The sequence below is a fragment of the Sphingobium sp. SCG-1 genome (assembly GCF_002953135.1).
In the GTDB taxonomy this organism is placed as follows: domain Bacteria; phylum Pseudomonadota; class Alphaproteobacteria; order Sphingomonadales; family Sphingomonadaceae; genus Sphingobium.
In genome coordinates this window covers 1,437,660-1,460,055 of record NZ_CP026372.1, presented here as the reverse complement: position 1 = coordinate 1,460,055, position 22,396 = coordinate 1,437,660, and the positions used below count along the sequence as shown (strand labels likewise).

The 22,396-nt window shown below is 61.7% G+C and carries 20 protein-coding genes; 7 read left to right on the top strand and 13 right to left on the bottom strand.

All coding sequences use genetic code 11. The features are described from left to right. Nucleotides 1-81: 81 nt before the first annotated feature. Nucleotides 82-345, top strand: coding sequence for a hypothetical protein (locus C1T17_RS06515; protein WP_104952752.1), 264 nt, complete (start codon nucleotides 82-84; stop codon nucleotides 343-345). Beyond that, complete coding sequence (locus tag C1T17_RS06510; protein WP_145958965.1) at nucleotides 333-551, top strand: hypothetical protein; 219 nt, start codon at nucleotides 333-335, stop codon at nucleotides 549-551. The genes C1T17_RS06515 and C1T17_RS06510 overlap by 13 nt, the downstream gene beginning before the upstream one ends. Before the next feature lie 36 nt (nucleotides 552-587). Here C1T17_RS06510 and C1T17_RS06505 read toward each other — a convergent pair whose 3' ends face one another. Further along, nucleotides 588-2,843, bottom strand: coding sequence for a TonB-dependent receptor (locus tag C1T17_RS06505; protein WP_104952750.1), 2,256 nt, complete (start codon nucleotides 2,841-2,843; stop codon nucleotides 588-590). A gap of 674 nt (nucleotides 2,844-3,517) precedes the next feature. Here C1T17_RS06505 and C1T17_RS06500 point away from each other — a divergent pair. Both C1T17_RS06500 and C1T17_RS06495 read left to right on the top strand, forming a co-directional pair. After that, nucleotides 3,518-3,901, top strand: coding sequence for a nuclear transport factor 2 family protein (locus C1T17_RS06500; protein WP_189338521.1), 384 nt, complete (start codon nucleotides 3,518-3,520; stop codon nucleotides 3,899-3,901). A gap of 140 nt (nucleotides 3,902-4,041) precedes the next feature. Next, nucleotides 4,042-4,881, top strand: a complete 840-nt coding sequence (locus C1T17_RS06495; RefSeq protein WP_104952748.1) for an HpcH/HpaI aldolase/citrate lyase family protein — start codon at nucleotides 4,042-4,044, stop codon at nucleotides 4,879-4,881. Nucleotides 4,882-5,120: 239 nt separating this feature from the next. On the opposite strand, the gene C1T17_RS06490 is transcribed toward C1T17_RS06495, so the two are convergent. Beyond that, nucleotides 5,121-6,098, bottom strand: a complete 978-nt coding sequence (locus C1T17_RS06490) for an aldo/keto reductase (protein WP_104952747.1) — start codon at nucleotides 6,096-6,098, stop codon at nucleotides 5,121-5,123. Nucleotides 6,099-6,366: 268 nt separating this feature from the next. Beyond that, a complete protein-coding gene (locus tag C1T17_RS06485) occupies nucleotides 6,367-7,491 on the bottom strand; it encodes an MBL fold metallo-hydrolase (RefSeq protein ID WP_104952746.1) in 1,125 nt (374 codons plus the stop codon). 359 nt (nucleotides 7,492-7,850) lie between these two features. Here C1T17_RS06485 and C1T17_RS06480 point away from each other — a divergent pair, with 359 nt between their 5' ends. The 3 genes from C1T17_RS06480 to C1T17_RS06470 all read left to right on the top strand — a co-directional run bounded on the left by C1T17_RS06480 (nucleotide 7,851) and on the right by C1T17_RS06470 (nucleotide 12,763). Further along, on the top strand, nucleotides 7,851-10,157 hold the full coding sequence (locus C1T17_RS06480; protein ID WP_189338520.1) for a TonB-dependent receptor: 2,307 nt from the start codon (nucleotides 7,851-7,853) through the stop codon (nucleotides 10,155-10,157). Between the two features lie 261 nt (nucleotides 10,158-10,418). Next, nucleotides 10,419-11,573: an NAD(P)/FAD-dependent oxidoreductase gene (locus C1T17_RS06475; RefSeq protein ID WP_189338519.1), complete on the top strand. Its 1,155-nt coding sequence runs from the start codon at nucleotides 10,419-10,421 to the stop codon at nucleotides 11,571-11,573. A gap of 35 nt (nucleotides 11,574-11,608) precedes the next feature. Further along, the gene (locus C1T17_RS06470; protein ID WP_104952743.1) at nucleotides 11,609-12,763 is read left to right on the top strand and encodes an NAD(P)/FAD-dependent oxidoreductase; all 1,155 of its coding nucleotides are present in this window, start codon (nucleotides 11,609-11,611) and stop codon (nucleotides 12,761-12,763) included. Between the two features lie 151 nt (nucleotides 12,764-12,914). Here C1T17_RS06470 and C1T17_RS06465 read toward each other — a convergent pair whose 3' ends face one another. The 10 genes from C1T17_RS06465 to C1T17_RS06425 form a co-directional block, all read right to left on the bottom strand. Beyond that, nucleotides 12,915-14,111: an acetyl-CoA C-acetyltransferase gene (locus C1T17_RS06465; RefSeq protein WP_104952742.1), complete on the bottom strand. Its 1,197-nt coding sequence runs from the start codon at nucleotides 14,109-14,111 to the stop codon at nucleotides 12,915-12,917. A 111-nt stretch (nucleotides 14,112-14,222) separates the two neighbouring features. Further along, nucleotides 14,223-15,035, bottom strand: a complete 813-nt coding sequence (locus tag C1T17_RS06460; protein ID WP_104952741.1) for a MaoC family dehydratase N-terminal domain-containing protein — start codon at nucleotides 15,033-15,035, stop codon at nucleotides 14,223-14,225. Next, nucleotides 15,032-16,249 (bottom strand): CoA transferase, encoded by a 1,218-nt coding sequence (locus tag C1T17_RS06455; RefSeq protein ID WP_104952740.1) that lies wholly within the window; start codon nucleotides 16,247-16,249, stop codon nucleotides 15,032-15,034. Before C1T17_RS06455 ends, C1T17_RS06460 begins: the two co-directional genes overlap by 4 nt. After that, the gene (locus C1T17_RS21210) at nucleotides 16,242-16,385 is read right to left on the bottom strand and encodes a hypothetical protein (RefSeq protein WP_189338518.1); all 144 of its coding nucleotides are present in this window, start codon (nucleotides 16,383-16,385) and stop codon (nucleotides 16,242-16,244) included. Before C1T17_RS21210 ends, C1T17_RS06455 begins: the two co-directional genes overlap by 8 nt. Further along, entirely contained in the window at nucleotides 16,385-17,491 is a 1,107-nt protein-coding gene (locus tag C1T17_RS06450; RefSeq protein ID WP_189338517.1) for an amidohydrolase family protein, read from the bottom strand. Before C1T17_RS06450 ends, C1T17_RS21210 begins: the two co-directional genes overlap by 1 nt. Nucleotides 17,492-17,651: 160 nt before the next feature. Then, nucleotides 17,652-18,284, bottom strand: a complete 633-nt coding sequence (locus C1T17_RS06445; protein WP_262982731.1) for a 3-oxoacid CoA-transferase subunit B — start codon at nucleotides 18,282-18,284, stop codon at nucleotides 17,652-17,654. Continuing rightward, on the bottom strand, nucleotides 18,281-18,997 hold the full coding sequence (locus C1T17_RS06440; protein WP_104952737.1) for a 3-oxoacid CoA-transferase subunit A: 717 nt from the start codon (nucleotides 18,995-18,997) through the stop codon (nucleotides 18,281-18,283). Before C1T17_RS06440 ends, C1T17_RS06445 begins: the two co-directional genes overlap by 4 nt. Nucleotides 18,998-19,096: 99 nt before the next feature. After that, nucleotides 19,097-19,630, bottom strand: coding sequence for a VOC family protein (locus C1T17_RS06435; RefSeq protein ID WP_104952736.1), 534 nt, complete (start codon nucleotides 19,628-19,630; stop codon nucleotides 19,097-19,099). Further along, the gene (locus C1T17_RS06430) at nucleotides 19,627-20,466 is read right to left on the bottom strand and encodes a fumarylacetoacetate hydrolase family protein (RefSeq protein ID WP_223262909.1); all 840 of its coding nucleotides are present in this window, start codon (nucleotides 20,464-20,466) and stop codon (nucleotides 19,627-19,629) included. Before C1T17_RS06430 ends, C1T17_RS06435 begins: the two co-directional genes overlap by 4 nt. Nucleotides 20,467-20,563: 97 nt before the next feature. Next, nucleotides 20,564-22,285 carry an FAD-dependent monooxygenase gene (locus C1T17_RS06425; RefSeq protein WP_189338516.1) on the bottom strand — a complete coding sequence of 574 codons (1,722 nt, stop codon included), beginning with the start codon at nucleotides 22,283-22,285 and terminating at the stop codon, nucleotides 20,564-20,566. Nucleotides 22,286-22,396 lie beyond the last annotated feature (111 nt).

The following is a 22,396-nucleotide window of genomic DNA, read 5'->3' as shown; positions in this document are numbered from 1 at the left end:
GGCCCGCCCCGACATGATCGGCCGAGTGGGTGCGAAAACGACAGACAGGCTTCTGGCCATGATGTAATCGTCAGTGTCTCCATGGCGCGGACAGGAATTGAACATGGCCGACACGGCATCGTTCCGGGGTTCGACTTCGAGATAGATCGGCACAATCGGATGGTTACTGCGGTAGCACGAGGGTTCTGGACCCTCGACACCGTCGCCGCCTTTGAGCAGCGATGGCGCGAGGCGATGGTTGAAATTCGCGCCAGTGTGGATCCGGATGAGACCGTCTATTATCTCGCGGATTGCTCCGACCAGCCGCCGCAGGTCAGGACGTCTTGCGCGCCTTGTCGGCTGTGATCGCAGGCACGAAGCTGCCAGGTCCGACCGCGCTTGTGATTTCCAGTGTGCTGGTCAAGCTGCAGGTGAAACGCGTCAAATCCGGCGGCCTCTTCAAGGTGTTTGCAAACCGGGACGACGCGCTGGCCTGGCTGGGCAGCTGGGCAGCCGGCCTGCTGGCTAGGCCGGAGCCGGCCAGCAGGCGTCTTTTGAAGTGCTTCGTTTAGCGGGCGTGACGTACCGACGCCACACACAGCTAGCCATCAATAATGCAGGCCGGCCGTCATGCCGAAGACGCGCGGCGCGTTGGGCGTGATAGTGAAACCGGAGGTTGAGGTCACGCCGGCGGCATAGCTGTACTTGTTCGTGAGATTGCGCACGTAGAGCTGAACGTCATAACGGCGCTCGGGCGACGTCCAGGCCAGACTTGCATTCACATTGTGCGCGCGCGGCGCATCAATGCTGCCATCGGGCGCCAGCGAGTAGCGGCTGGTATAGCGGTCATTGGCGCTGAAGGTGAACCGACCCCGGTTGGTGTCGACCGTATAGCTGAACCCGAGCGTGCCCGTGAACGGTGCGGCATAGGGGACTTTGCGGCCCGCTACGTTGCATATGGCCGACGTCACAGTTCCGACCGTGACGCCGTTTACAGTGCGATCTGGTCCTTTGGTCCAGCAGACGGCTCCTGGATAGTCGATATATTTGCTGTCGAGGACTTCAAACCCCCCGTTGACGGAAAAGTCTGGGAACGGTGCAATCGTGAAGTCGACGTCGAGACCCCGGAGCCTCTCCTTGGCGACATTACGCAATATCGCCGGAGCGGGCGGGTTCGCGAAGCGGGCCTGCACGTCCTTGTAGTCGTAATGGAAGTAGGCGAGGTTGAGCCGGACCCGACGATCGAAAAACTGACTTTTGACCCCTGCCTCATAAGCGTGAAGCGTTTCCGGCTTCACGGCCGGATTGACGAAGCTTGTCGCGTTATAGGCCCCCGATTTGAAGCCGAGATTGTCCGATATATAGGCATGAACATTGGGACCAAAGTCCTGGGCGAGGACGATGCGGTAGGTGAGTTTCTCGAAGTTGGTAGATCCCGGGATACCGGACGTTCCCGGAAATAAGAGGGTCGGCGAGGCGACGCTGTCCGGTCGACCGAGAATCGGTACCCGGACGCTCGTCAGCGACTTCGTCTCATTCGTGTAGCGCAGGCCGACCGTCAGTTTCGTTGCGCTGAAGAGCCGGTAAGTTGCGTCAAGGTAGCCGGAGTAGGAATTGGTCTTGGGGCGCCCCGTGGCCCTGGTCGGCGCGGGCCCGGGAACGCAGACCGATCCCGAACAGGTCGTGTACATGCCCAGCGACTGGACAGTGTGGTCGTTGAAGAAAAAGAACCCCGCGATCCAATCAAGCCGGGAGGCGCTCGTGCGCGAGGTGAGCTGAAGTTCTTGGCTCCAACTCCGGCTGCTGTTGTTGAAGTCCAGCACAACGCCATCGCGCGTCGCGACCGTACCAAGCGCCACGAGATCCTGTTTGCTGTGCTGATAGCCGGTAAGGCTCATCAAAGACGCGAAGCCGAGATCTTGCTGAATCTTCAGCGAGGCGATCTGCGCCTTGAGCGGCGCCTTGGGATCGACACGCGCGACGAACCGGTCTCCTCCGAGGAAGGGCGTGCCGTCCGATGCGATCGTGCCGGGAAGTTCCTGATACACCAGCCCGTAGGTACGGTTGTTCGTATCATAAATGAAATTGGCCGTGACCTTCGTGTCGGAGCCTGGCTTCCACAGGAGCTTCGTCTGGACGGCAGTTTCACGGGCGGTCTGTCCGTCGCGGCCCGTCAGGCTGTTCCTGGTCCAACCCTTATTCTGTTTGGTGTCATAAACCGCGACATTGGCCGCCAGAGTGTCGGAGACGGGGATGGATCCGTAGAGCGTTTCGGTCCGGGTCTGGTAGTTGTCATAGCCGACCGTGGCGTCGAGCCGTGGCGCATCGCCAGGGTTACGGGTTGTGACCGAGATGAGGCCGGCCGTGGCGTTCCGTCCGTAGAGCGTGCCTTGTGGCCCCTTGAGCACCTCGATCTGGTCGATATTGTTGAACGAGAAGATGCTCATCGCTGGATTGGTGAGGTAGAGGCCGTCGATATACATCGCGACCTGTCCCTCAGCGTAGCCCCCGCTGGTCGATCCGACGCCACGAAGATAGAGGTTATTGCCTCCGGTCGCTGACACCTGTAGGCCCGGAACAGCATCGGAGAGTTGCAGGACGCCAGTGATATTCTGGGCCTTGAGCGCTTCTGCGGGCAAGGCGGTCACCGTCACGGGCACCTGTTGCAGGTTGGTTGAACGGCGTGTGGCGGTGACGACGATGTCCTTGATGCCGGCGTCGCTAGGGTCTTGCGGCATAGCCGCGCTCGTTGCGGGTCCGCCCTCCCCGCCGTTAGACTGTGCCTGGGCCGCAGATGTCAAACCAGCCTGCGCGAGCAGCGCGCAGCCGATCGCTATAACGCTGCTTGTCGTCACCTTCTTCATATCCCCTCCCTCATTGTCCACACGGCGGCCCCTTGGCGGAACTCGTCTGTTTCATTTGAAGATGCACTGTGAGCATCTTGGTCGAGCGCAGGCGCCGTAGCATCGAGCCACAGCGGTATCGCGTAATGTTGGGCTTCGACGCGGAGGTGGTGGGGAAAGGGTGCCGCGCGACGCGCCCGGCGTGACCCCTCGCCACATCCTCTACTTCAAAGCCTTGGCCGGCAGGTTTTTGAAGATCCCCGCTAGGGGGGGCATCGGCCACGTGGGAAGATGTAAATTTTTTACCGTGATAATGATCGCGCATCGATCTGTTACGACCTTCCACGGCTTGCATCGTTTGCCAGACCGTGGCTGTCCTAAGACCGGGCCTCGCGTGGCTGAGTGGCCAAAGAGGCGATGGCAATTCGTTATCAGCCAGCGAAATTATCGATCTTATTCGGCGAGAGGAAGCGGCCTATCCTGGGTCAAAAGGCGCGCCCAGCTTGTCGTGTCATCGCTTCGCGGCAACTGCGGGCTGCGTGGCTGGGCCCGTTTAGCCGAAACTTGCGAGATCGCAGCGGGACAGATCGTTGCGCCCAAAAACTCATACGAGACTATAGTGTCTACTTTGAATCGATGATAGAGGATCGCGAGCGGCGCTAGCCGCGCGTATGTTAGAGGGAAAGGTCACAGAAATGAGTGAAGCCGTGGTGCAGGCGATCCAGGAACTTGAAAAGCGGCGCTGCGCGGCGCTGGTGTCAGGCGATGTCGATGCCCTCGATGCAATGCTCATCGACGACCTCGTCCATGTGCATGGAACCGGCAAGTTCGACACCAAGTCCGAATATCTGGAGGGCATCCGCAGCAAATACACCTTTCACAAGGTTGAGCGCGGTGAACTCAACATTCGTGTCTATGGCGATGTCGTCGTCGTCGTGGGCCCGTTGTCGCAGTCGGTGCAAGTGGCGGGCGGCGAGAACATCGTTAACATCACCGCTATCGTCAGTCAGACGTGGAACCGTGTTGGTGACAGCTGGAAGCAAAGCACCTGTCACACGGGCTTTCTCTCGAAGTCCTGAGAGCTGGCGGCGGGACCGGCCGTCGATCCGGTGGGCGGCGCCGTATCATAGTTCCTTTCGTCGGTCCGGCCCCGTTCTGAGGCCGGGTTCGCAGATGCCGCCTCAAGCCACCATCAGGCACTGCGTGGAAAGGGCTGTAAATGCGGCTTCGTTCGCTTCTCTTCGTCCCGGGCGATCGTCCCGAGCGTTTCTCCAAGGCGGCGGCCTCGGGTGCTGACGCGCTGATCTTGGATCTGGAGGACTCGGTGTCACCAGACCACAAACCGTCGGCGCGATCCGCGGTGCTGGATTGGCTCGCATCGGACCCGGGAATCACGACCTTTGTACGCATCAACCCGCTCGACAGTGGCGAAATCGACCGCGATCTGGACACGATCGCGGCCGTAAGGCCAGACGGCATTGTCTTACCCAAGGCGGAAGGTGGATCGACCGTTCGCTCCCTGCAGGCAAGGGCGCGAACCGCCTTGCCGCCCGTCCTCCCCATAGCGGCTGAGCATGCTGCGGGGATTTTCGGCATAGGATCGTTCGCCGAAGTCGAAAAGGACCTCGCGGGCCTGACCTGGGGCGTGGAAGACCTCGCGACCGCGGTTGGTGCCGGAACGCCGCGGGACGAGGACGGGGGTCTCACGTCGCCTTTCGCCGTCGCTCGTGCGCTCACGCTCTTTGGCGCGCATGCGGCATCCGTCCCGGCCATCGAGACGGTGTTTGCGGATATCCACGCACTCGATGCTTTGGGCAATTACGTCGCTCGCGCGCGACGCGATGGCTTCAGCGGAATGATGGCGATCCATCCGAACCAGATTGCTGCTATCAATGCTGGATTCACGCCATCGCACGAGGATGCGACGCACGCCCGCAGGGTTGTCGCGGCATTTAACGCAGCACCTGGCGCTGGCGCACTCAAGCTGGACGGCAAGATGGTCGACCGACCGCATCTGCAAAGAGCAGAACGGCTCCTAGCCGCTTACGCGGAGGGGTGACACGGACGCGGTCAACGTGCCTTTGTGGGGCGTGCGCGAGATGATCTTTCAACCCCATGGTCCCGGCGTCGAGTTGTCGTGGACGCCCACGTTCTATCTTAGGGCGCCGTCTGGCAATTCAAGCAACCGTACGAGGCCTGCCCTCGGCCGCTGACCCGACCGCCGACAGTTGAAAGGCCGGCCGCGCAGGAAGCAGCCGCCCTTACCTTGACGAGCGTGTATCCCTGATCCGTTCGAGCCTATTCGGGCGCGAGGGCTCGGGCATGCGCAGGATAGCGGTCGCCGGCGATCATGCCCGGCGCGAAGGCCGCGTCGAGTTCAGCCAGTTCCGTATCGGTTAGCACGATATCGAGGGTGGCGAGATTCTCGGGCACGCGGGTCGGCCGGCTCATGCCAACCAGAGGGACGATATCGTCCCCGCGCGAGAGGACCCAGGCGATCGCGATCTGCGCCGGCGAGAAGCCTTTGCGGCTGGCGATGTCCTTCAGGATAGCTACCTGCTTGAGATTGTGAACGAGATTCTCATCCTCGAAGCGCGGGAAGATCTTACGCGGGTCGCCGGGTGGCAGCACGCCCTCGATATTGCCCACGAGCAGCCCCTGACCGACCACACTATAGGCAACCACGCCGATACCGAGCTCGCGCGCGGTGGGAAGAATGGTCTTTTCGATGAAGCGGGTTGCGAGCGAATATTCGATCTCGAGAGCGGTCACCGAATGGACCGCATGCGCCCGTCGGATATTGTCAGCCGAGGCCTCGGAAAGCCCGAGATAGCGCACCTTCCCTTCCTTGATGAGGTCGGCAATGGCGCCGACGGTCTCTTCGATGGGAACTGCCGGATCCACGCGAGCGGGCTGGTAGATGTCGATGACGTCGACGCCCAGGCGAGTGAGCGAATAGGCCGCGAAATTCTTCACGGCGCTCGGCCGCCCATCGAAGCCGATGAAACCGCCGGAATGTGTCCGCATGGGTCCGAATTTGACACTGACAAGCGCGTCGTCGCGTCGTCCCTTGATGGCGCGGCCGATCGTCAACTCGTTGGAGCCCATTCCGTAGAAGTCGCCGGTATTGAGCAGATTGATGCCGGCATCGAGCGCGGCCTGGATGGTCGCGATCGTGACCTCATCCCCGCTACCGGGCACGAAGGAGGTTCGCATGGTACCTAAACCAATCGCCGAAACTTGTGGGCCATTAGCGCCAAGTTGCCGCATCTGCATTAGTGTCTCCTCATGAGGATGGTTGCGGGAGCGGCGCTCAGAGCCCTCCCATGCAATATTAGAGCGTTTGATCTACTTAAAATGTACTGCGTCACAAGCTTTTTCTAGAGTGTTTGCTCTATTTTAAATCGCGTGCCCTCGTTTCCGCCTCAGAAATTGAAATCTTGGAGCGGCCTCAACCGTTCTGTCGCCGCCATCGCGGAGCCCGTACCTAGGGCTGCATTGGGCGCACATGGCGCCGCTTTCGGCGCCGCCGCCCTCGATGGATCTAGCGCGATCCGTTCCGTGCGGTCAGCTGGCGATAAGTACGCTCGACGAAACTCGGGAACTGGCGTTCCAGTCCGATTGGCGCCCGTTCGTGCACGGCAGCTTTAATCTGTTCGAGGGTCATGCCCTTGGCGATCATCGACTTAATCTTGGCGCGTTCGCTTGGAGCCTTTAGCTCTTCATAGGTGTTCTCGGTGAATCCCGGGAACATAGCGCCCTCGCCGCTTGGCGCCGGATCGTGCAACGCTGCCTTGACCTGTTCGAGAGTCATGCCCTTTTCGATCATTGCCTTGATCTCCGCGCGTCGGGCGATTGTCGCGTCGAGACGGCGCTGCAATTCCGCCTTGCTGAGGATGTCGTTATGCCCGGGAATATAGGTGTCGGCATCCAGGGCCAACATGGCCTTCATCGTCGCGATCCAGCCCGCGAGCGACCCACCTTTAAAGGTGTGAATGCCCGGATAGGGCCCAAGCGGGGTAAGATCGCCCGCATAAACGATCTTCTGCTGCGGGAGATAAATGACGAGGTCCCCGTCGGTATGCGCCGGTGCGATGTGTAGTAGTTCGATCGTCACGCCATTGCGCACGATCCGCCGCTTTCCCGTGATCGCCAGCCTTGGGACGTAGTCGCGGATCTCGGGAGTCGGAAGCAGTTCGCCATTCACCTTCGGATTGACCAGCATGCGTTCGATCTGCGCCTTGGTCTCTGTCGTCGAGATGACCTCGACCCCTCGCGGCCAGAAGGGCAAGCCGTTGATGTGATCAGGATCCGAATGCGTCAGGATGATCGTCGTAACCGGATTTGGAGTGATCTTGGCTATTTCGGCAAGCATTTTATCGATCGTTGGCTTGAACATCTGGGCATCGATGACGATGACACCCTTATCGCCAATGATGAATCCGCCGTTGGTTGATCCCGTGGCGGAAGGAACCCAATAGGCCCCGCCGCGCAACGGCACGACGTTGACGGGTGCATTGGCGAGCTTGCGCAGTTGCTCGACGATCCGGTCGTGCATTGGCGGAGACTCGCCGGCGGGAGGGGTTTGCGCGGAAGCCAGGCCAACCCCCGTCAAGGGCGTACAGACCAGAGCCATACCGATAACGGCGGCGCGAAACTTCTTACGCATCAGAGACTCTCCACAACCTTATAAAATCCGATCGGATATCGCATATAGCGTGCGGGAGAGAGCGTCAAGAACGGTGCGATGCCGGTTGCTGCGTTCAGCACGTGCTAGCAGGCACTACGCGGCAGACCAAAGGGCGGCGTCGCCATGTTTTCAGGAGTTGGCGCGATAGATGTGCTCCAGGCGCCTCCATTGTCACATCACTGCACAAATTTTTGCATCTGTCGCGACTGCCGTTGGGCAACGATCAACAAGCCTATTGCGACAATCACAAGGGAGGGGCGATTCTTATTAACAGGGGGATAGACGTGCGAAAAATGTTGTTGTTGGGTGGAACAGCCCTGTTGAGCTGTGTGGCAAGTGTGAGTCGGGCGCAGGAGCAGTCGACGTCAGCGGCGGTCGAGAGTGAAGGTGGATTGGATGAGATCGTGGTCACCGCCCAGCGCCGGCAGGAAAGTGCCCAGCGCGCAGCCGTCGCCATTACCGTCGTCGGAGGAAATGCCCTCGTCGAAGCTGGCGTTTATGAGACCGACCAGCTCGGCAAGCTGGTCCCATCGCTGACCATCGCCAAAGTTGGTCCTTCGAATGTCTATTTCGTGCGGGGAGTGGGAAACTTCTCCGTAGCGTCTACGAGTGACCCCGCCGTCGCCCTTAATTATGACGGTGTCTACTTCAACAGCGCTATCACGCCGAAAACCTTTTTCGACCTTGAACGCGTCGAAGTATTGAAGGGTCCGCAGGGCACGCTGTACGGCCGCAACGCGACGGCTGGCGTCATCAACGTCATCCCCACTCAACCCAAATTCGGATCGTTTTCGGGCTACGCCTCCCTATCCTATGGAAATTACAATGATCTGGTGGTCGAGGGCGCCATCAATCTGCCCGTCGGCGATGACGGAGCTGTCAGGCTCTCGGGCAATGTCGTTAATCGTGACGGCTATCTGAGTGACGGGACCTCAGACGATAAGTCGCAGGCATTCCGGGCTCAACTCAAAGCAAGGCTTACGCCTTCGCTGACGGTCCGCGCAGCGTTCGATTATTCTCACCTGGGCGGCGCGGGGCTTGGCATCAACTATCTGAGCACTTTCAGCTGCAACGCAACGACGCTGACCTGCCTCGTCAAGCCGACCAACATCCCGCGATCGGATGGCAACCTGTCCCCCGCCGCGCAGGCATTCTGGACGAACCAGGCAACACGCGTGACGGGGAGGAAATACGATCCGTTCCCCGGTCTTAACAGGGATTACAGCTTCTACGGCTCTAATGCCGCCGTCGAGTATGACACTGGGGCCGGCGTCCTAACCTTGATACCCGCGGTCCGTTTCGATGAATTGCGACACGTCGCGCCGGGTGGAGGGTTCCCGATCTCCAACCGCATCAGCGACCTTCAATATAGCGCTGAGGCGCGCTTCGCAGGTAAGGTGGGGAAGGTCGACTACACATTAGGCTTCTTTTATTTCAACGCCGACGGGCAATCGGTTTCGGGGTCGGTCACCAGCGGGATCTCGGCGGGGTTTTCCTCGCCGAGCAAGATTGCGACACAATCCTACGCGCCCTTTGCAAGGCTCACCGCGAACCTGACGTCATCGCTCCGGGTCGTCGGGGGTCTGCGGTACACCCATGATGCCAAGCAGTTTAGCGTGAAGAGCATCACCATCTCGGAAAGCTGCGCCGCAGGCTTTACCTGTGCGGACGCCATCCTCCCGACGGCGGTTCTCTACCCCTCGCAGCTTGCGTTCGCCATTCCGGTGGCAAGCGGGCAGGCCGTGCCTGGTCCTACCCCGCACACCATCATCAGCCGCAGCGACATATCCTTCGATAACCACCTGTCCTTCGGCCGGGTGACCTGGCGGGCCGCCGCCGAATACGACGTCGCGCCTGCCTCCATGCTCTATGCGAGCGTTGAGACAGGCTTCCGTTCGGGCGGTTTCAGCAGCTCGGTCGGCTACGAAACCTATAAGCCGGAATATCTGACAGCCTATACGATCGGCTCGAAGAACCGCTTCTTGGCCAACAGGGTCCAGCTCAACGTGGAGGCGTTCTGGTGGGACTATACTGACGCCCAGGTCGCGCATTCAGGCGTCGATCTGATCGGGCGCGCGGGTAATTTCACGCAGAATATCGGCAAGAGCCGGATGAAAGGAGTGGAGGTCGAGTCTAGCATATTGGTGACGCCGAACAGCCTGCTGAGCGCCGATGTCCAGTATCTCAAGGCAAGGAATATCGACTTCACCTATCAACAAGCCAAGTTCCTCGGACTGCCGCGCACTCTTTGCAAGGTGTCGACCAATGCCGCCAACGCGGCGCTCTACGACGTCGACTGCGCCGGTCTGCAATCCTACAACGCTCCGACCTGGACCTTCAATCTGAGGGGCGAGCAGACCATCCCGATCGGCGACTATAAGATGGTGTTGAGCGCGAACACACAACATCGCTCGGCGCGCCATACAAATGTCGACTATCGCCCCGAGCAGGTTCAGGCGGCGAGCTGGTCGAGCGACGCGCAATTGTCCTTCGGTACGAAAGACGGCCGGTGGTCGATCGCGGGCTATGTCCGCAATATCGAGAACAACCGCCTGATCGTCGCCGGAACAGGGTTTCTAGGCCTTCTGTCAGGCTATACCAGCCCTCCTCGCACCTATGGCGTGCGTACCTCGGCCAAGTTCTAACGCCAGCCGCTCCGCCGCGTGTCGGGGGAGCGGCTGTTCAGCCGCGGACACGCTCCCAAAGAGTAAGGGCAACCGAGATCTAGGATCCGGGACGACAACCGGGCCGTATCACCCGTCAGAAAATACCATCGCTCCAGAAAGCCCGCGCTCGACTATAAGTGGGCGGCCTTGGGCGTGCGCAACCTGCGGTGAGCGAGCGAGCAGGCGCGAAGCGGCTGGAACGGAGCGATCAGCTCACGGTCCGCGATGAGGGATGCGACAATGCCCAAGGTGAGCCGCCGCGAATTCTCAGTAGGTCTTGCAGCCTCCCTGACCGGTATCCCGGTCCATGGCGCAGTCAGGGTACCGCGAAGACATGTGATCATTGTGGGGGCGGGGATCATGGGCGCGTCGATCGCGTCTCATCTCGCGAGGCGCGGCGCACAAGTCACGATCCTTGAAAAGGCAGGTCCGGCCGCCGGTGCGACACAAGGCTCGTTCGCGTGGATCAATGCCTATGACAAAAAACCGGCAGGCTATTACGAACTTAATCTGGCCGGGGTGATGGGCTGGCGCCGCGTAGCACGCGAACTGGGTTCCGCGCTGACCGTTCAATGGGGCGGGAGCGTCCAATGGTTCGACGCACCGGACAAGGCTGAAGCGCTGCGCACCACGGTGAGCGAACGTCAAAGGATGGGCTACCCAATCCGCCTGATCACTGCTGACGAGGTTCGCGCGCTTCTGCCTGGGGTCGAGACGGGTCCGGTCGCGGTGGCGAGCTTCGCCGAGATCGAGGCGACGGTCGATCCGCTTCAGGCGACCAGGGCCTTGCTTGCGGACGCGCAGAGGTTGGGGGCGCGCTTGATAAGCGGGTGCGATGTTCTCTCGCTAGAATCCCGGGATGGCCGCATCGATGCGGTGATCACCAACCGCGGCCGGATGCGGGCCGACAGCTATGTCCTTGCGGCCGGGGGGGGCATGATGGATCTGGCGCGGCAGGTCGGAATTATGGCTCCGATCATCGAAGGCTCCGGCGTCCTGGCCCACAGCAAGCCAATGCCCCGCCTCATCGACCGCGTGGTTCTGCTGCCTGAGTTCAGCATCAAACAGAATCCGGACGGCAGGATCGTAGCCGGAGCCCACTTTGCCGGGAGCCGCAAACTTCTGCCGACACGCGAATTCGGCGAGCAGACGCTCGCCAGGGCCGCACACTTCTTGCCGATGCTGAAGTGGGCGCAGCTTGATTTCATGACCTTGGGCAAGCCAGCGATGCGCACGGATGGTCTCCCCGTGGCCGGATCAACCGTCCGATATCGCAACCTGTTCCTGGCGGTGATGAATAGCGGTGTCACGCTTGCACCAGCCATTGGACAACTCGCGGCGACCGAGGTCCTTGATGGCGTGCTCACTGACCTGCTCGACCCCTACAGGGTCTAACGCGTGACGAGGTCTAGCTTACCGGAGGAGGAATCATGACCGCGATGACGCGCCGCGAGATCAGTCTAGCTCTGGCCAGCGCCATCGCCGCGCTTCCCCTGGCTCCAGCCCGCGCCAGCGAGCGAAAGCGCGTGATCGTGATCGGCGCGGGCATCATGGGCGCCTCGATTTCGTATCATCTCGCTGCTCGCGGCGCCGAGGTCGTCATTCTCGACAAAGCGCAGCCGGGTTCGGGAGCGACGCAAGGGTCTTTCGCCTGGATTAACGCGTACGCGCGCGACCCGTTGCCCTATTATGATCTCCACGTCGCTGGTATATTGGGTTGGCAGCGCCTAGCACTTGAGATCGGTCCCGCGCTTCGCATCCAGTGGGGCGGGAGCGTCGAATGGGTCGGCGAAGATCTTCAGGCGGAGGCGCTCAAGGTGAACGCGCTGGCCCGCGCTCGGATGGGCCTTTCCGTCCGTTTGGTTGATCCGGTCGAGATCGGCGCGCTGCTGCCGGGGGTGCGGACCGGACCCGTCGCTGCCGCGGCGTTTTGCGAAAATGAAGCGACACTTGACCCAAGCCATGCGACTAACATTCTTCTCGAGAAAGCGCAGGCCCACGGAGCGAAGCTCGTCTATCCCTGCGATGTGACCGAGTTGCGGGCGACCGGGGGACGTGTCCAAGGGATCATGACGAACCGCGGGGAGATGAACGCGGACCATTTCGTTCTTGCGTCCGGTTTCCCTTCCGCCGCGCTGGCGCAGCAGATCGGCGTCGATGCGTCGCTCGTCGAAGGATCCGGGGTCCTCGCGCACAGCAAGGCGATGGCACCGATCATCGATCGGGTCGTCCTTCTTCCGAAATTCAGCATCAAGCAGAACCCGGACGGGAGGATTGTTGCAGGCTATCACTTCGCCGGCAGCAGGAGCCTTGCGCCGACCGAGGCTCTGGGCCGGCAAATGTTCGCCGAGGCTGCCGCCTATTTCCCAAAGATGAGGCATGCCGAGCTCGATTTCATGACGGTTGGCAGGCCGGCATGGCGAAAGGACGGCCTTGCCACTGCGGGAACGGTCAGGAGCCATCTAAATCTGTTTGTCGCCGTCATGAACAACGGGCTGACCATGGCCCCAATTATCGGGCAGCTCGCCGCCATCGAAATCCTCGATGGCGTACAAACCGCCATGCTCGATCCCTATCGCGCGTGAGACTTGGTGGTTCGACGAGGCACCGGCAGGCGCCAGCCCCTCGCCTGCCGTCGTATCGATCGACGGCAGGCGACACCCCGTCCGTCAAACCGTCGCCGGTCTTCAGGAGCGAAGTCTGCGAGCGAGACCGGCGTTCGCAGGGGGAAGCGATTCAAGCCCTTTCGAAGATCGCGGCCATCCCCTGCCCGCCCCCGATGCACATCGTTTCCAGGCCGTAGCGCACACCGCGACGTTTCATCTCATGGGTTAGCGTTGTCATAATGCGGACGCCCGTCGCGCCGACGGGATGCCCGAGGGAGATGCCCGAACCATTTACATTGAGGCGGCTACGGTCATCCCAATCCCAGCCCTTGAGCACAGCGAGGACCTGGGGCGCGAAGGCCTCGTTGACCTCCACGAGACCCATGTCGTCGAAGCTGAGCCCGGTTTTTGCAAACAGGCGCAACGTTGCTGGAACCGGGCCAATTCCCATGCGGGCCGGGTCGCATCCCACGGCGGTCCAGCCCACCAGAAAGGCAATCGGATCGAGACCGAGGGCGTCGAGCTTGTCCTCGGCGACCACAAGGCAGGCAGCGGTGGCATCATTCTGCTGAGCGGCGTTGCCTGCGGTCACCACACCGTCGGGCGTGATCGTACGAAGCTTCGCCATAGTTTCAGCTGAGCTGTCCGTACGGATACCCTCGTCGCGTTCGAACAGCTTAGGTTCGCCTTTGCGCTGCGGGACGGGCACCGGAACGACTTCGTCGGCGAACCGCCCTTCATCCCATGCGGCAGCCGCTCGACGATGGCTTTCGAGGGCGAAGGCATCGGCAGCCGCGCGATCAATGCCATATTCGCGTGCAAGCGTTTCAGCCGTCTCGATCATCCCGGAGATATAGCCGAAGCGGCCGACGGGCTGGGAGCGTTCCCGCCCGCGATCCAGTCGGTCGTAGAGGGCGGCATTGCCTGATCGCCTGCCCCAGCGCATCTCGGTGCTGTAATATTCGATGCGGCTCATGCTTTCGACGCCGCCTGCGAGCACCACGTCACAGGCGCCGGACTGCACCATCATCGCGGCCGTCACGATCGACTGGAGGCCGCCCCCGCAGCGCCGGTCCAGCTGCAAACCTGGAACTTCGATGGGGAGGCCCGCTTCCAGTGCAATCCAGCGTCCGACGCAGGGCGTTTCACTATTGGCGTAGGACTGTGCGAAACAGACGTCCTCGATCCGCGCGGGATCGAGACCGGTGCGCTCAAGTATGGCGTTGACGACGAGGCTGCCCAGAGTCTCGACCGGAACATCGCGCAGGGCTCCGCCAAAGCCGCCGATCGGCGTACGCAGCGGGCTGACAATAGCGGCGCGGCGCATATCAGCGCCTCCCCTGTACGCGCTGTGCGCAGCGTGAGGCCTGTAGGAAGTTGCGGTTCAGCATGAAGAAGCTCCTCGTATTCTCGGTGGGTTGAGGCGTGCCGGGATGGCTCAGCCATAGGTGGCGCTGGCTTGCATCGCGACCGCCGCGTCGCAACGGACGGCTTCGAAGGTGCCGGGGGCGGACCCGGCGCGCAACAAAATTGGCTGGCCCTGGAAGAGCGGCGCCATCGCGCGAAATGCGAAGCCGGTAGGTTGCCCCTGCCGATACGCTAGGCTGAAAAGCCGCGCTGCGGTAAGTGGGCCATGCACGACAAGCCCTGGATATCCCTCGGCAGAGGTCGCATAGGTTTGATCATAATGGATGCGATGCGCATTGAAAGTCACCGCTGAGAAACGGAATAGCTCTACGGTGCTTGGGTGCCACACCATATCCTCTTCACGCACCGTGAAGGGAGCCGGCGCAACCGGCGGCGTGGCCGGGCCTTCATCGCGGTAGATGATGGTCTGGACCTCGACGATCCGTAACAGATCGCGCTGAAGGATCCTGTTTTCGACCTCGACAAGGACCAGTTCGCCTGCGTGGCCGGACTTGCGCGTAACGGAGCGGATCGTCGCGGTCTGTGTCGCTTGCTCATCAATCAGCAAAGGCGCGCGAAACTGCATTGTGGCCGCAGCGAACATGCGTCGTGGCAGAGTCACGGGCGGCAGGAACCCACCACGCTTGCGATGTCCGTCGACGTCGAGTTCATCGACAGGGATGTCGGGCAGAAAAAACGCCCAGTGCGCGAGGGAGGGCTGCCCGGCCTCCCCCAGGGCCGATCCGAACCGGCGCAGCGCAGCAGGATCAAGGCGTTCATCACGCGCAGCGGTACGCCCGACCCATGTCTGCCAGTACCGGATATCGTCTTCTGAGAGAATCATGCGATCAGGCCGGCGTCGTGAAGGGCGCCGATCTCGCCGTTGCTGAGACCAAGGAGATCGGCGAGGAGCTGATCGGTATGTTCGCCAAGTCGAGGCGCGCGTGGCACCGCCGCGCGGTTCTCGGCGACCAAGGTCGCGGCGGCGCCGGCCGTGGGGTAGCTATGACCACTGGGATGACGCACCGGTTCGAAGATCGGGTTGCCGGAGACGAACCTGGCATCCTTAGAGACCGCCTCACCTAATGTCTGATAGCGTCCCCAGGTCGCGCCGGCGGCGTCGAAAGCCGCACCGAGATCATCTGCGTTGCGCAGCGCCATGGCCTTTTCGACCAAGGGAAAGAGGCGGTGCCGATGCTGGAACCGAGCGCCTTCATCGCGCTCGAACTGCGCGCCCGTCTCGGCCTCGATCGCCGCCACCGCTTCGGCCAGCCCCAGCGACATCACAAGGCCTGTCCATTGGCGGGAGGTGATCGCAACGACGATCAGTCGGGTGCCGTCGGCGCACAGGAAATCGCGACCGAACGCGCCATAGAGTTCATTGCCCATGCGGGGCCGATCGCCGTGGAGCAGGACCTCTGCGACCTGCCCAAGGTGGCTGAGGCTCGCGGCGGCCACGTCGGACAGAGGCAGCCGGATTTCTGCACCTTCGCCGGTGAGAGAGCGCCTGTGTATCGCTGAGATCGCGACGAATGCGGCATAAGCGCCGGCGAGTAGGTCCCACGCGGGAAGGACATGATTCGTCGGGCGGTCGGCGTCTACGGGCCCGGTCATCGTCGGAATGCCGGCTGCTGCATTGATCGTGTAATCGACCCCTGGCGTTCCATCGGCCCAGCCCATGATCCTGATCGAGACAATGTCGGCGCGACGTGCGGCGAGCGCTGCGTGCGAGAGGAAGCTGCGCGCCGGGTAGTTTGTAACGAACAGCCCGGCATTGTCGCCTGGCGCCGCCGCGAGAGCGAGCGCGAGTTCGCGTCCCTCTGGCCTCGACAGATCGAGTGCGATCGACTTCTTCCCTTTGTTGAGCCCCTCCCAATAAAGGCTGGCAGAATGGTCGCGCGCGCTTGCCAGAGGCCATCGCTGATAGTCAGGACCGCCTCCAATGTTATCGAACCGGATGACCTCGGCGCCCATCTGCGCCATATGAAGCGTGCACGACGGTCCCGCGATAAACGCGGCGCCTTCGACAATCCTCAGCCCTTTTAACAAATCATACATGGGCCGTCTCTATCGATTGAAGGGCATCGGCCGAGAGGGCTGCTACGCGCCGCGCGGCGTAGGCCGATCGGCCAACGCGCGCGGCCGGCTCCAGCGACCCCGGCTTCAGGTCTGACGTCACTGATAGACTTTCCATCAGTTCAGTCTCCGCGCGACGGTAGGCAGCAATCGGAGTGCGTTTCCGCAACAAAGACCAGGCAGGTCTGCGTTTGCTATCGACGGGGAACGAAGGATGTCCGCGAGCGCCTCGGCGATCTTCTCGCGGTGCCGCATTGGATAGTCGAAGCCCATCACGATGTTATCGGCGGGCGCCAGCGCTCTGAGGGCCGCGATGCTACCGGCGCTTGTCGCCGAGGTTAGATCGAATATGAAACTCCGCAGATCGCGGCGAATATCGTCCGCGCTCATGGCGACGCGGTAGCCGCCCTGCGGGAGCATATTGTCAGTCGCGAAGCGCTCGGCGAGATAGGGAATTGTACCCCCGCCATGGGTAGCGATATAGGTGAAGTTCCGATAGCGGCTGCGCATGCCCGAAAACACCATGCTGGCGACGGCTCGGGTGGTGTCGAACATGAACTCCATGATGCCGGGGCTGAACGGCAGGCCGATACTGGCTTGAAACTTTGGCGCTACCGGATGGACGAAGGCGACAGCGCGACGGCGGTCCAGTTCAGCGAACAGCGGGTCGAATCTTCCATCACCGAGATACGCGCCGTCCGCGTTGGTCTGAAGGCAGACACCGTCAAGGGCGAGCGACCCGAGGGCACGGTCGAGCTCGACCAGGCTGGCCTCGACATCGGTCAGAGGAAGGGCGGCGAAAGCGCCGAAGCGGCGCGGATGAGCCGAGACCATCGCCGCAAGTTCGTTATTCATGCGTTGCGCCAGCTGGTTGGCGTCCGAACCCGCGAACCCTCTGGTCCCAAGCGGATTTGACAGCACCATGAGGCTGATGTCGTTCTGGTCCATCGTATCGATGGCCATTTGCGGGCTCCAGGGGATGGCAGCCAACGGCGCCATATCGCTCGGGCTTCGCTTGAGGGCGTCTATCCAGGAAGGCAGGATTGCGTGAGCATGGACATCGATGATGTTGCCAATCTGCGGTGCCCCGCAGCCATGGGCATCCAAGTCCATACGTTGGTCCCTGGCAGCGGCTCGTGCGGACGGCGGGAATAACGCTGCAAGGCTACCCCATCCCACCAGCGCGAGCGCGTGACGGCGGTCGAGCCGGTTGGATGTGCTCATTGTCTGCGCCCGTGCGACGCGATTGCTGTCATCGGTAGGAGGTCCGTTTCCCATTCACAACGGTCGGGCGTGCGCGATCGCCGCCCTGTTTTATGGCAAGGCGACCGAACGTCCCCGGCCACATGAAGCGGAGAGCTCCAAGGGATCGGAACGCGTTGGTTCACGCGCGAACCGGCGCGCTTGTCTTCGCGCGGAGCTCGTCGAGCGAGATGCCCGGCGCGAGTTCGACAAGGGAATAATGGTCTCCGGCCGGGCGAAGTACGGCCAGATCGGTGTAGATGCAATCGACGACGCCGCGACCGGTGGCAGGGAGCGATAGCGATGCCCGCAGCTTCGGTGCGCCGGCGCGCGTGACCTGCGACATGATCACCCGGACCAATCGAGCGCCGGCGACGAGGTCCATTGCGCCGCCGACCGCCGGCACTTCGTCGCTGCCGCTCGACCAGTTTGCAACGTCTCCGTTTGCAGCCACCTCGAACGCGCCCAGTATGCAGAGGTCGACATGGCCCCCGCGGATCATCGCGAAGCTGTCGGCATGGTGAAAATAGGCCCCGCCCGCGATAAGCGTGACGGGGTTTTTGCCTGCATTGATGAGATCCGAATCCTCCTGATCGACGGGTGCGCGCGGCCCCATACCAAGGATTCCATTCTCGCTGTGCAGGATCACCTCGCGGCCCTCTGGAATATGATCGGAGACGCGTTCGGGCAGCCCGATGCCGAGATTGACGAACCAGCCATTTTCAATATCGGCGGCCGCACGGGTCGCCATCTCATCAGTGGACCAACCGCTCACGATAGTTTCTTTCGACCAAGTTTTAGGAGTTCTTCGCGCTCGCTAACGGGCTCGGCTATCTGCACGATCCGATCGACGAAAATGGACGGCGTAACGATCGCCTCAGCATCTAGGTCGCCGAGTTCCACCAGCTCGCGCACCTGGACCAGCGTTGTTCGCGCAGCCATCGCCATGAGGGGCCCGAAGTTGCGAGCCGCCTTGCTATAGACGAGATTGCCCCATCGATCGGCCGCGCGCGCTTTGACGAGCGCGAAATCGCCCTGGATGGCGTGCTCGAGCAAATAGGCCCGCCCGTTGAACTCGCGCGCTTCCTTACCTTCGGCCAAGGCTGTGCCGACGGCAGTTGGTGTATAGAAGGCCGGAATGCCGGCGCCACCCGCCCTGATCCGTTCGGCCAGCGTCCCCTGTGGCACGAGCTCGAGCTCGATTTCACGTTTCTTGAACAGCGCACTGAACACGAAGCTGTGCGAGCTGCGCGGATAGGAACAGATCAGTTTCCGGACACGACCCGCCTGGAGAAGGCGTGCGAGGCCCATTTCCCCGTTTCCTGCATTATTGTTGACGATCGTGAGGTCACGCGCGCCTTGATCAATAAGGGCATGAACAAGTTCGGTAGGGCTACCAGCTTCGCCGAAGCCACCGATCAGGACGGTGGCGCCGTCCGCAACGTCACGAAGCGCGTCTTCGGCAGTAGCCTCTCGTTTGTCGATCACTTCATTTCCCTCTCGCGTCGAGCTGGGCGCCAAAAGCCAACGAGGCTGCGCCTGACCGGGCTGCTTGTCCCGGGCGCGCAGGTTGATGAGCCGCCGAATTCATAGCGCGAGTTCATCCTCGCGGACCATGATGGAATCGAACGGTTCACCGTCCTCGAGCCGGCGGCGGAGATCCTCCGGCCGCACCTCAATACCGATCGGATTGTTGGCGAAGGCGGTTCCGTGCATCCACGTTTGTGCGTCAAGAGGATCCTTGAAACGATCCACCTGGAGCTCGACGTCATTGCCGTCGGGGTCGGCATAATAGAAGGACATGGTGGGACCATGATTGATGGTCCGCCATGGGCGGATACCTGCCGCTAAGAGCCGCTCGTAGGTGTCGAGCAGATCGCCGAGCGTCTCGTACGTGAAGGCGACATGATAGAACCCGACGGTCGGCACTGTGGGGCGCGGCGCGAACTCCGCCGTAGCAGCGAACGCGATTCTGTGATGCTCATCGTCATAGGTGAGGAAGGCGATCCGGTCGTTGGCGAACACGACATGCGCCTCAAGGACGGCGCAGTACCAGTCGCACATCACTTTAAGTTCATTGGTTCGGTGCACGATATGGGAGAGGCGGGTAGGCGCTGTCATAACAGGTCTTCCTCAGCGACGACCGGGTTCGACAATGTCCCCAACCGGTCAATTTCCACGGTGACGAGATCCCCAGGCTTCATCCATAATGGAGGCTTGCGAAGCGCGCCTACGCCGCCCGGGGTGCCGGTGACGATCACGTCGCCCGGCTGAACCTCCCAGATCTGCGAAACATAGGCGATGAGGGCTTCTACGCCGAAAAGCAGATCGTCGACCCCGGACTGCTGCACGATTTCACCATTGAGCCTGGTGGTGAGCTGGAGGTCGTTTACGTCGCCGGCCTCGTCTTTGGTAACGAGCCAAGGTCCGAAGCTGCCCGTGCGGTGGAAATTCTTTCCGGGCAAAACCTGGTTGGTATGGCGTTGGAATTCTCGGATCGATCCGTCGTTGAAACAGGCGTAACCTGCGACATGGTCGAGCGCCGCATCTACCGGGATGTTCCGGCCTGGTTTGCTGATGACGACGGCCAGTTCGCCTTCGAAATCGAGCGTTACCGATACCCGCGGGCGAATGATCGGCTCGCCGTCCGCGACGATGGAGTCGGGATAGCGGGGGAACAGACTTGGAAAGGCTGGTGGCTCATTACCGGTCTCGGCAATGTGGGTCTTATAGTTCAGGCCTACGCAGATGATGCGGCTCGAACGCGGGATGGGCGGGAGAAGCTTAACCGAACCGAGCGGATAGTCCGCCGGATCGCCCGCCAGGGCTTCGAGGCCCGGCAGATCTCCCAGCGCTGCCGTCAGATCAGCATATTGCGGCATACGCGCGCCCGCATCGATGATGCCATCTTCACGAAGCACGCCGAAGCTCGGACCGTTGTCGGTGGTGAAGCTCACGAGTTTCAAATCAGGTCTCCTTGAAAATATGATGTGCAGCTCGGGCACGCGGCGAGCCGTCCTCTGCGGCGTGGCGGCGATATTAGGACCACGCGTTTCATGCTGCCGCCGCCTCGTCGGGATGCTCCGCAGCGCGTGTGACTTTGTGCAGCGCGTCGCGCAGCGCGCCGGCGCGGTCCCGAAGCGCCGCAGGCTCGACCCAGGCGATGCGCCCATCGGGACGAACGAGAACAGCATAAGGCGTGTCGCCCCAATAGTCGGCAGCGCTCGCTCGATCGGACCGCATATCTCCTGAGAGCGCGACCACGCCCACGGGCATCCCCTGCCCCGGTAGCTCCGCCACGGCGGACCGCCATGCAGCCTCGTCCTCTTTGGGCACGAACAGCGTGAAACTATCAAAGCGCAGCATGTCGATGGTGGACACATCCGGGGCGATCCACAGATGCGGGATGTGGCTGCCCGGAGCAAAGCTGGGCAGATAGCCTTCGACCGGCGCGAGCGGCTGCGCGACGGACCGCTCGGCAGGCAAGAAGGCGCCGCTGAGCGGCGTGGCGGCCATTTCCAGTTCGAGGAACGAGAAATGCGGCAGCTGGTCGTCGACTGCCTGCTGTGCCGCCTGCGCACGGGCGCCCCCGGGATCGGATCTCAACTCCTCGATTGCTGCACGGAAGTCGGCATCGCTGCCATCTGCCCCGATTGCGGCTGCAACTTCCGCCATGCGGATTCGGTTCGTGACGGATTGCTTGGTGTTGCGTATCGCGATCGGACGGCATTCCTCGGCAAAGCTGTCGAGGAGCGTCATGTTTGCGTGCCCGCGCAGCACCGCGCCGAGCTTCCAGATCAGGTTTTCGACGTCTTCGACACCAGTGTTGAGACCCAAACCACCCGTCGGAGGAAAGCGGTGGGCTGCGTCACCGACCAGAAGCACACGGCCCCGGCGATAGTCGCGCGCGACCTGCGCTGTCATGGCCCAGCGATCGATGGCCGCCACGGTGAACGCATGATCTGCGCCTATCGCTTGCCGAATGATATCGCGGCACTGAGCCTCACCAAAGCTCTCGAACGGCGTAAGATCAGGGTCGTACCGCATCATAAGCACCTGGGAGCCGTTAGGCTGGTGCATGATGAAGAAGCCTTCGAGGTCGGGTGTGTGAATGAAGAAAAGGACGCCGGGTGCTCGCTCAAGCAGCGGGCGGACGTCGGAATGGATGTGGATCGCCAGGAAGTTCGCGAGCGCTGGCGGACCCTCGACATCAATTCCGGCTGCGCGCCGCACGCGGCTGCCAGCGCCATCGGCGCCAATCAGAAAGCGCGACCGAACTGCGCGCGTCCCTGCCCCATCCTCAAGCGTCGAGATGACGCCGTCACCATCCTGCGAAAAGCCGCGAAAGTACGTTTCGAACGATACGATGTTATCGCCGCCGAGCGCTTTCGCGCGCGCATGGAGGATCGGCTCGACGACGCTCTGCGGAATATTGACTGAATGGGCAGGGCTGATTTCGGTGAAACGAGGCACCCTGCCCTTCTGGCCGACCAGATTCAGCTTGCCGTAGATGACGCCGGTGACGCTCTCGCACCACGTCACACATTGCTGAAGGCTTTCAGGCGTGCCTTGGGCGACAATCGAGTGGGCCATGCCGAGGCGGCGATATACCTCCATACTATGGGTTTTAAGCACATGGGCGGACGGCTCGGTGTGAAGTCCCGCGCGCCGCTCGACAACCTGGTGCGTTAGGCCGAGCTTCGAGGCGATGATAGATGCAAGAAGCCCCGCGGGACCTGCACCGACGATCAGCAGATCAATATCTTCAATTGGCATGTGCGGCTTCCTTGGCCTTGCTGAAAGAGGGCGCGGCGCGTTTCGGCCGATTGGTTCGGGCTGTGCTTTTGCAAAGTGGGCGCGCGCCTTCGTCATGCTCCCTCGAGGAGA

What these genes read in the sequence shown, in the direction of transcription:
- C1T17_RS06465 (WP_104952742.1), bottom strand. Translation starts at nt 14,111, where the DNA reads ATGCGCCGCGCCGCTATTGTCAGCCCGCTGCGTACGCCGATCGGCGGC.
- C1T17_RS06450 (WP_189338517.1), bottom strand. Translation starts at nt 17,491, where the DNA reads ATGAGCACATCCAACCGGCTCGACCGCCGTCACGCGCTCGCGCTGGTG.
- C1T17_RS06485 (WP_104952746.1), bottom strand. Translation starts at nt 7,491, where the DNA reads ATGCGTAAGAAGTTTCGCGCCGCCGTTATCGGTATGGCTCTGGTCTGT.
- C1T17_RS06490 (WP_104952747.1), bottom strand. Translation starts at nt 6,098, where the DNA reads ATGCAGATGCGGCAACTTGGCGCTAATGGCCCACAAGTTTCGGCGATT.
- C1T17_RS21210 (WP_189338518.1), bottom strand. Translation starts at nt 16,385, where the DNA reads ATGGAAAGTCTATCAGTGACGTCAGACCTGAAGCCGGGGTCGCTGGAG.
- C1T17_RS06495 (WP_104952748.1), top strand. Translation starts at nt 4,042, where the DNA reads ATGCGGCTTCGTTCGCTTCTCTTCGTCCCGGGCGATCGTCCCGAGCGT.
- C1T17_RS06470 (WP_104952743.1), top strand. Translation starts at nt 11,609, where the DNA reads ATGACCGCGATGACGCGCCGCGAGATCAGTCTAGCTCTGGCCAGCGCC.
- C1T17_RS06455 (WP_104952740.1), bottom strand. Translation starts at nt 16,249, where the DNA reads ATGTATGATTTGTTAAAAGGGCTGAGGATTGTCGAAGGCGCCGCGTTT.
- C1T17_RS06505 (WP_104952750.1), bottom strand. Translation starts at nt 2,843, where the DNA reads ATGAAGAAGGTGACGACAAGCAGCGTTATAGCGATCGGCTGCGCGCTG.
- C1T17_RS06515 (WP_104952752.1), top strand. Translation starts at nt 82, where the DNA reads ATGGCGCGGACAGGAATTGAACATGGCCGACACGGCATCGTTCCGGGG.
- C1T17_RS06435 (WP_104952736.1), bottom strand. Translation starts at nt 19,630, where the DNA reads ATGACAGCGCCTACCCGCCTCTCCCATATCGTGCACCGAACCAATGAA.
- C1T17_RS06425 (WP_189338516.1), bottom strand. Translation starts at nt 22,285, where the DNA reads ATGCCAATTGAAGATATTGATCTGCTGATCGTCGGTGCAGGTCCCGCG.
- C1T17_RS06460 (WP_104952741.1), bottom strand. Translation starts at nt 15,035, where the DNA reads ATGATTCTCTCAGAAGACGATATCCGGTACTGGCAGACATGGGTCGGG.
- C1T17_RS06500 (WP_189338521.1), top strand. Translation starts at nt 3,518, where the DNA reads ATGAGTGAAGCCGTGGTGCAGGCGATCCAGGAACTTGAAAAGCGGCGC.
- C1T17_RS06475 (WP_189338519.1), top strand. Translation starts at nt 10,419, where the DNA reads ATGCCCAAGGTGAGCCGCCGCGAATTCTCAGTAGGTCTTGCAGCCTCC.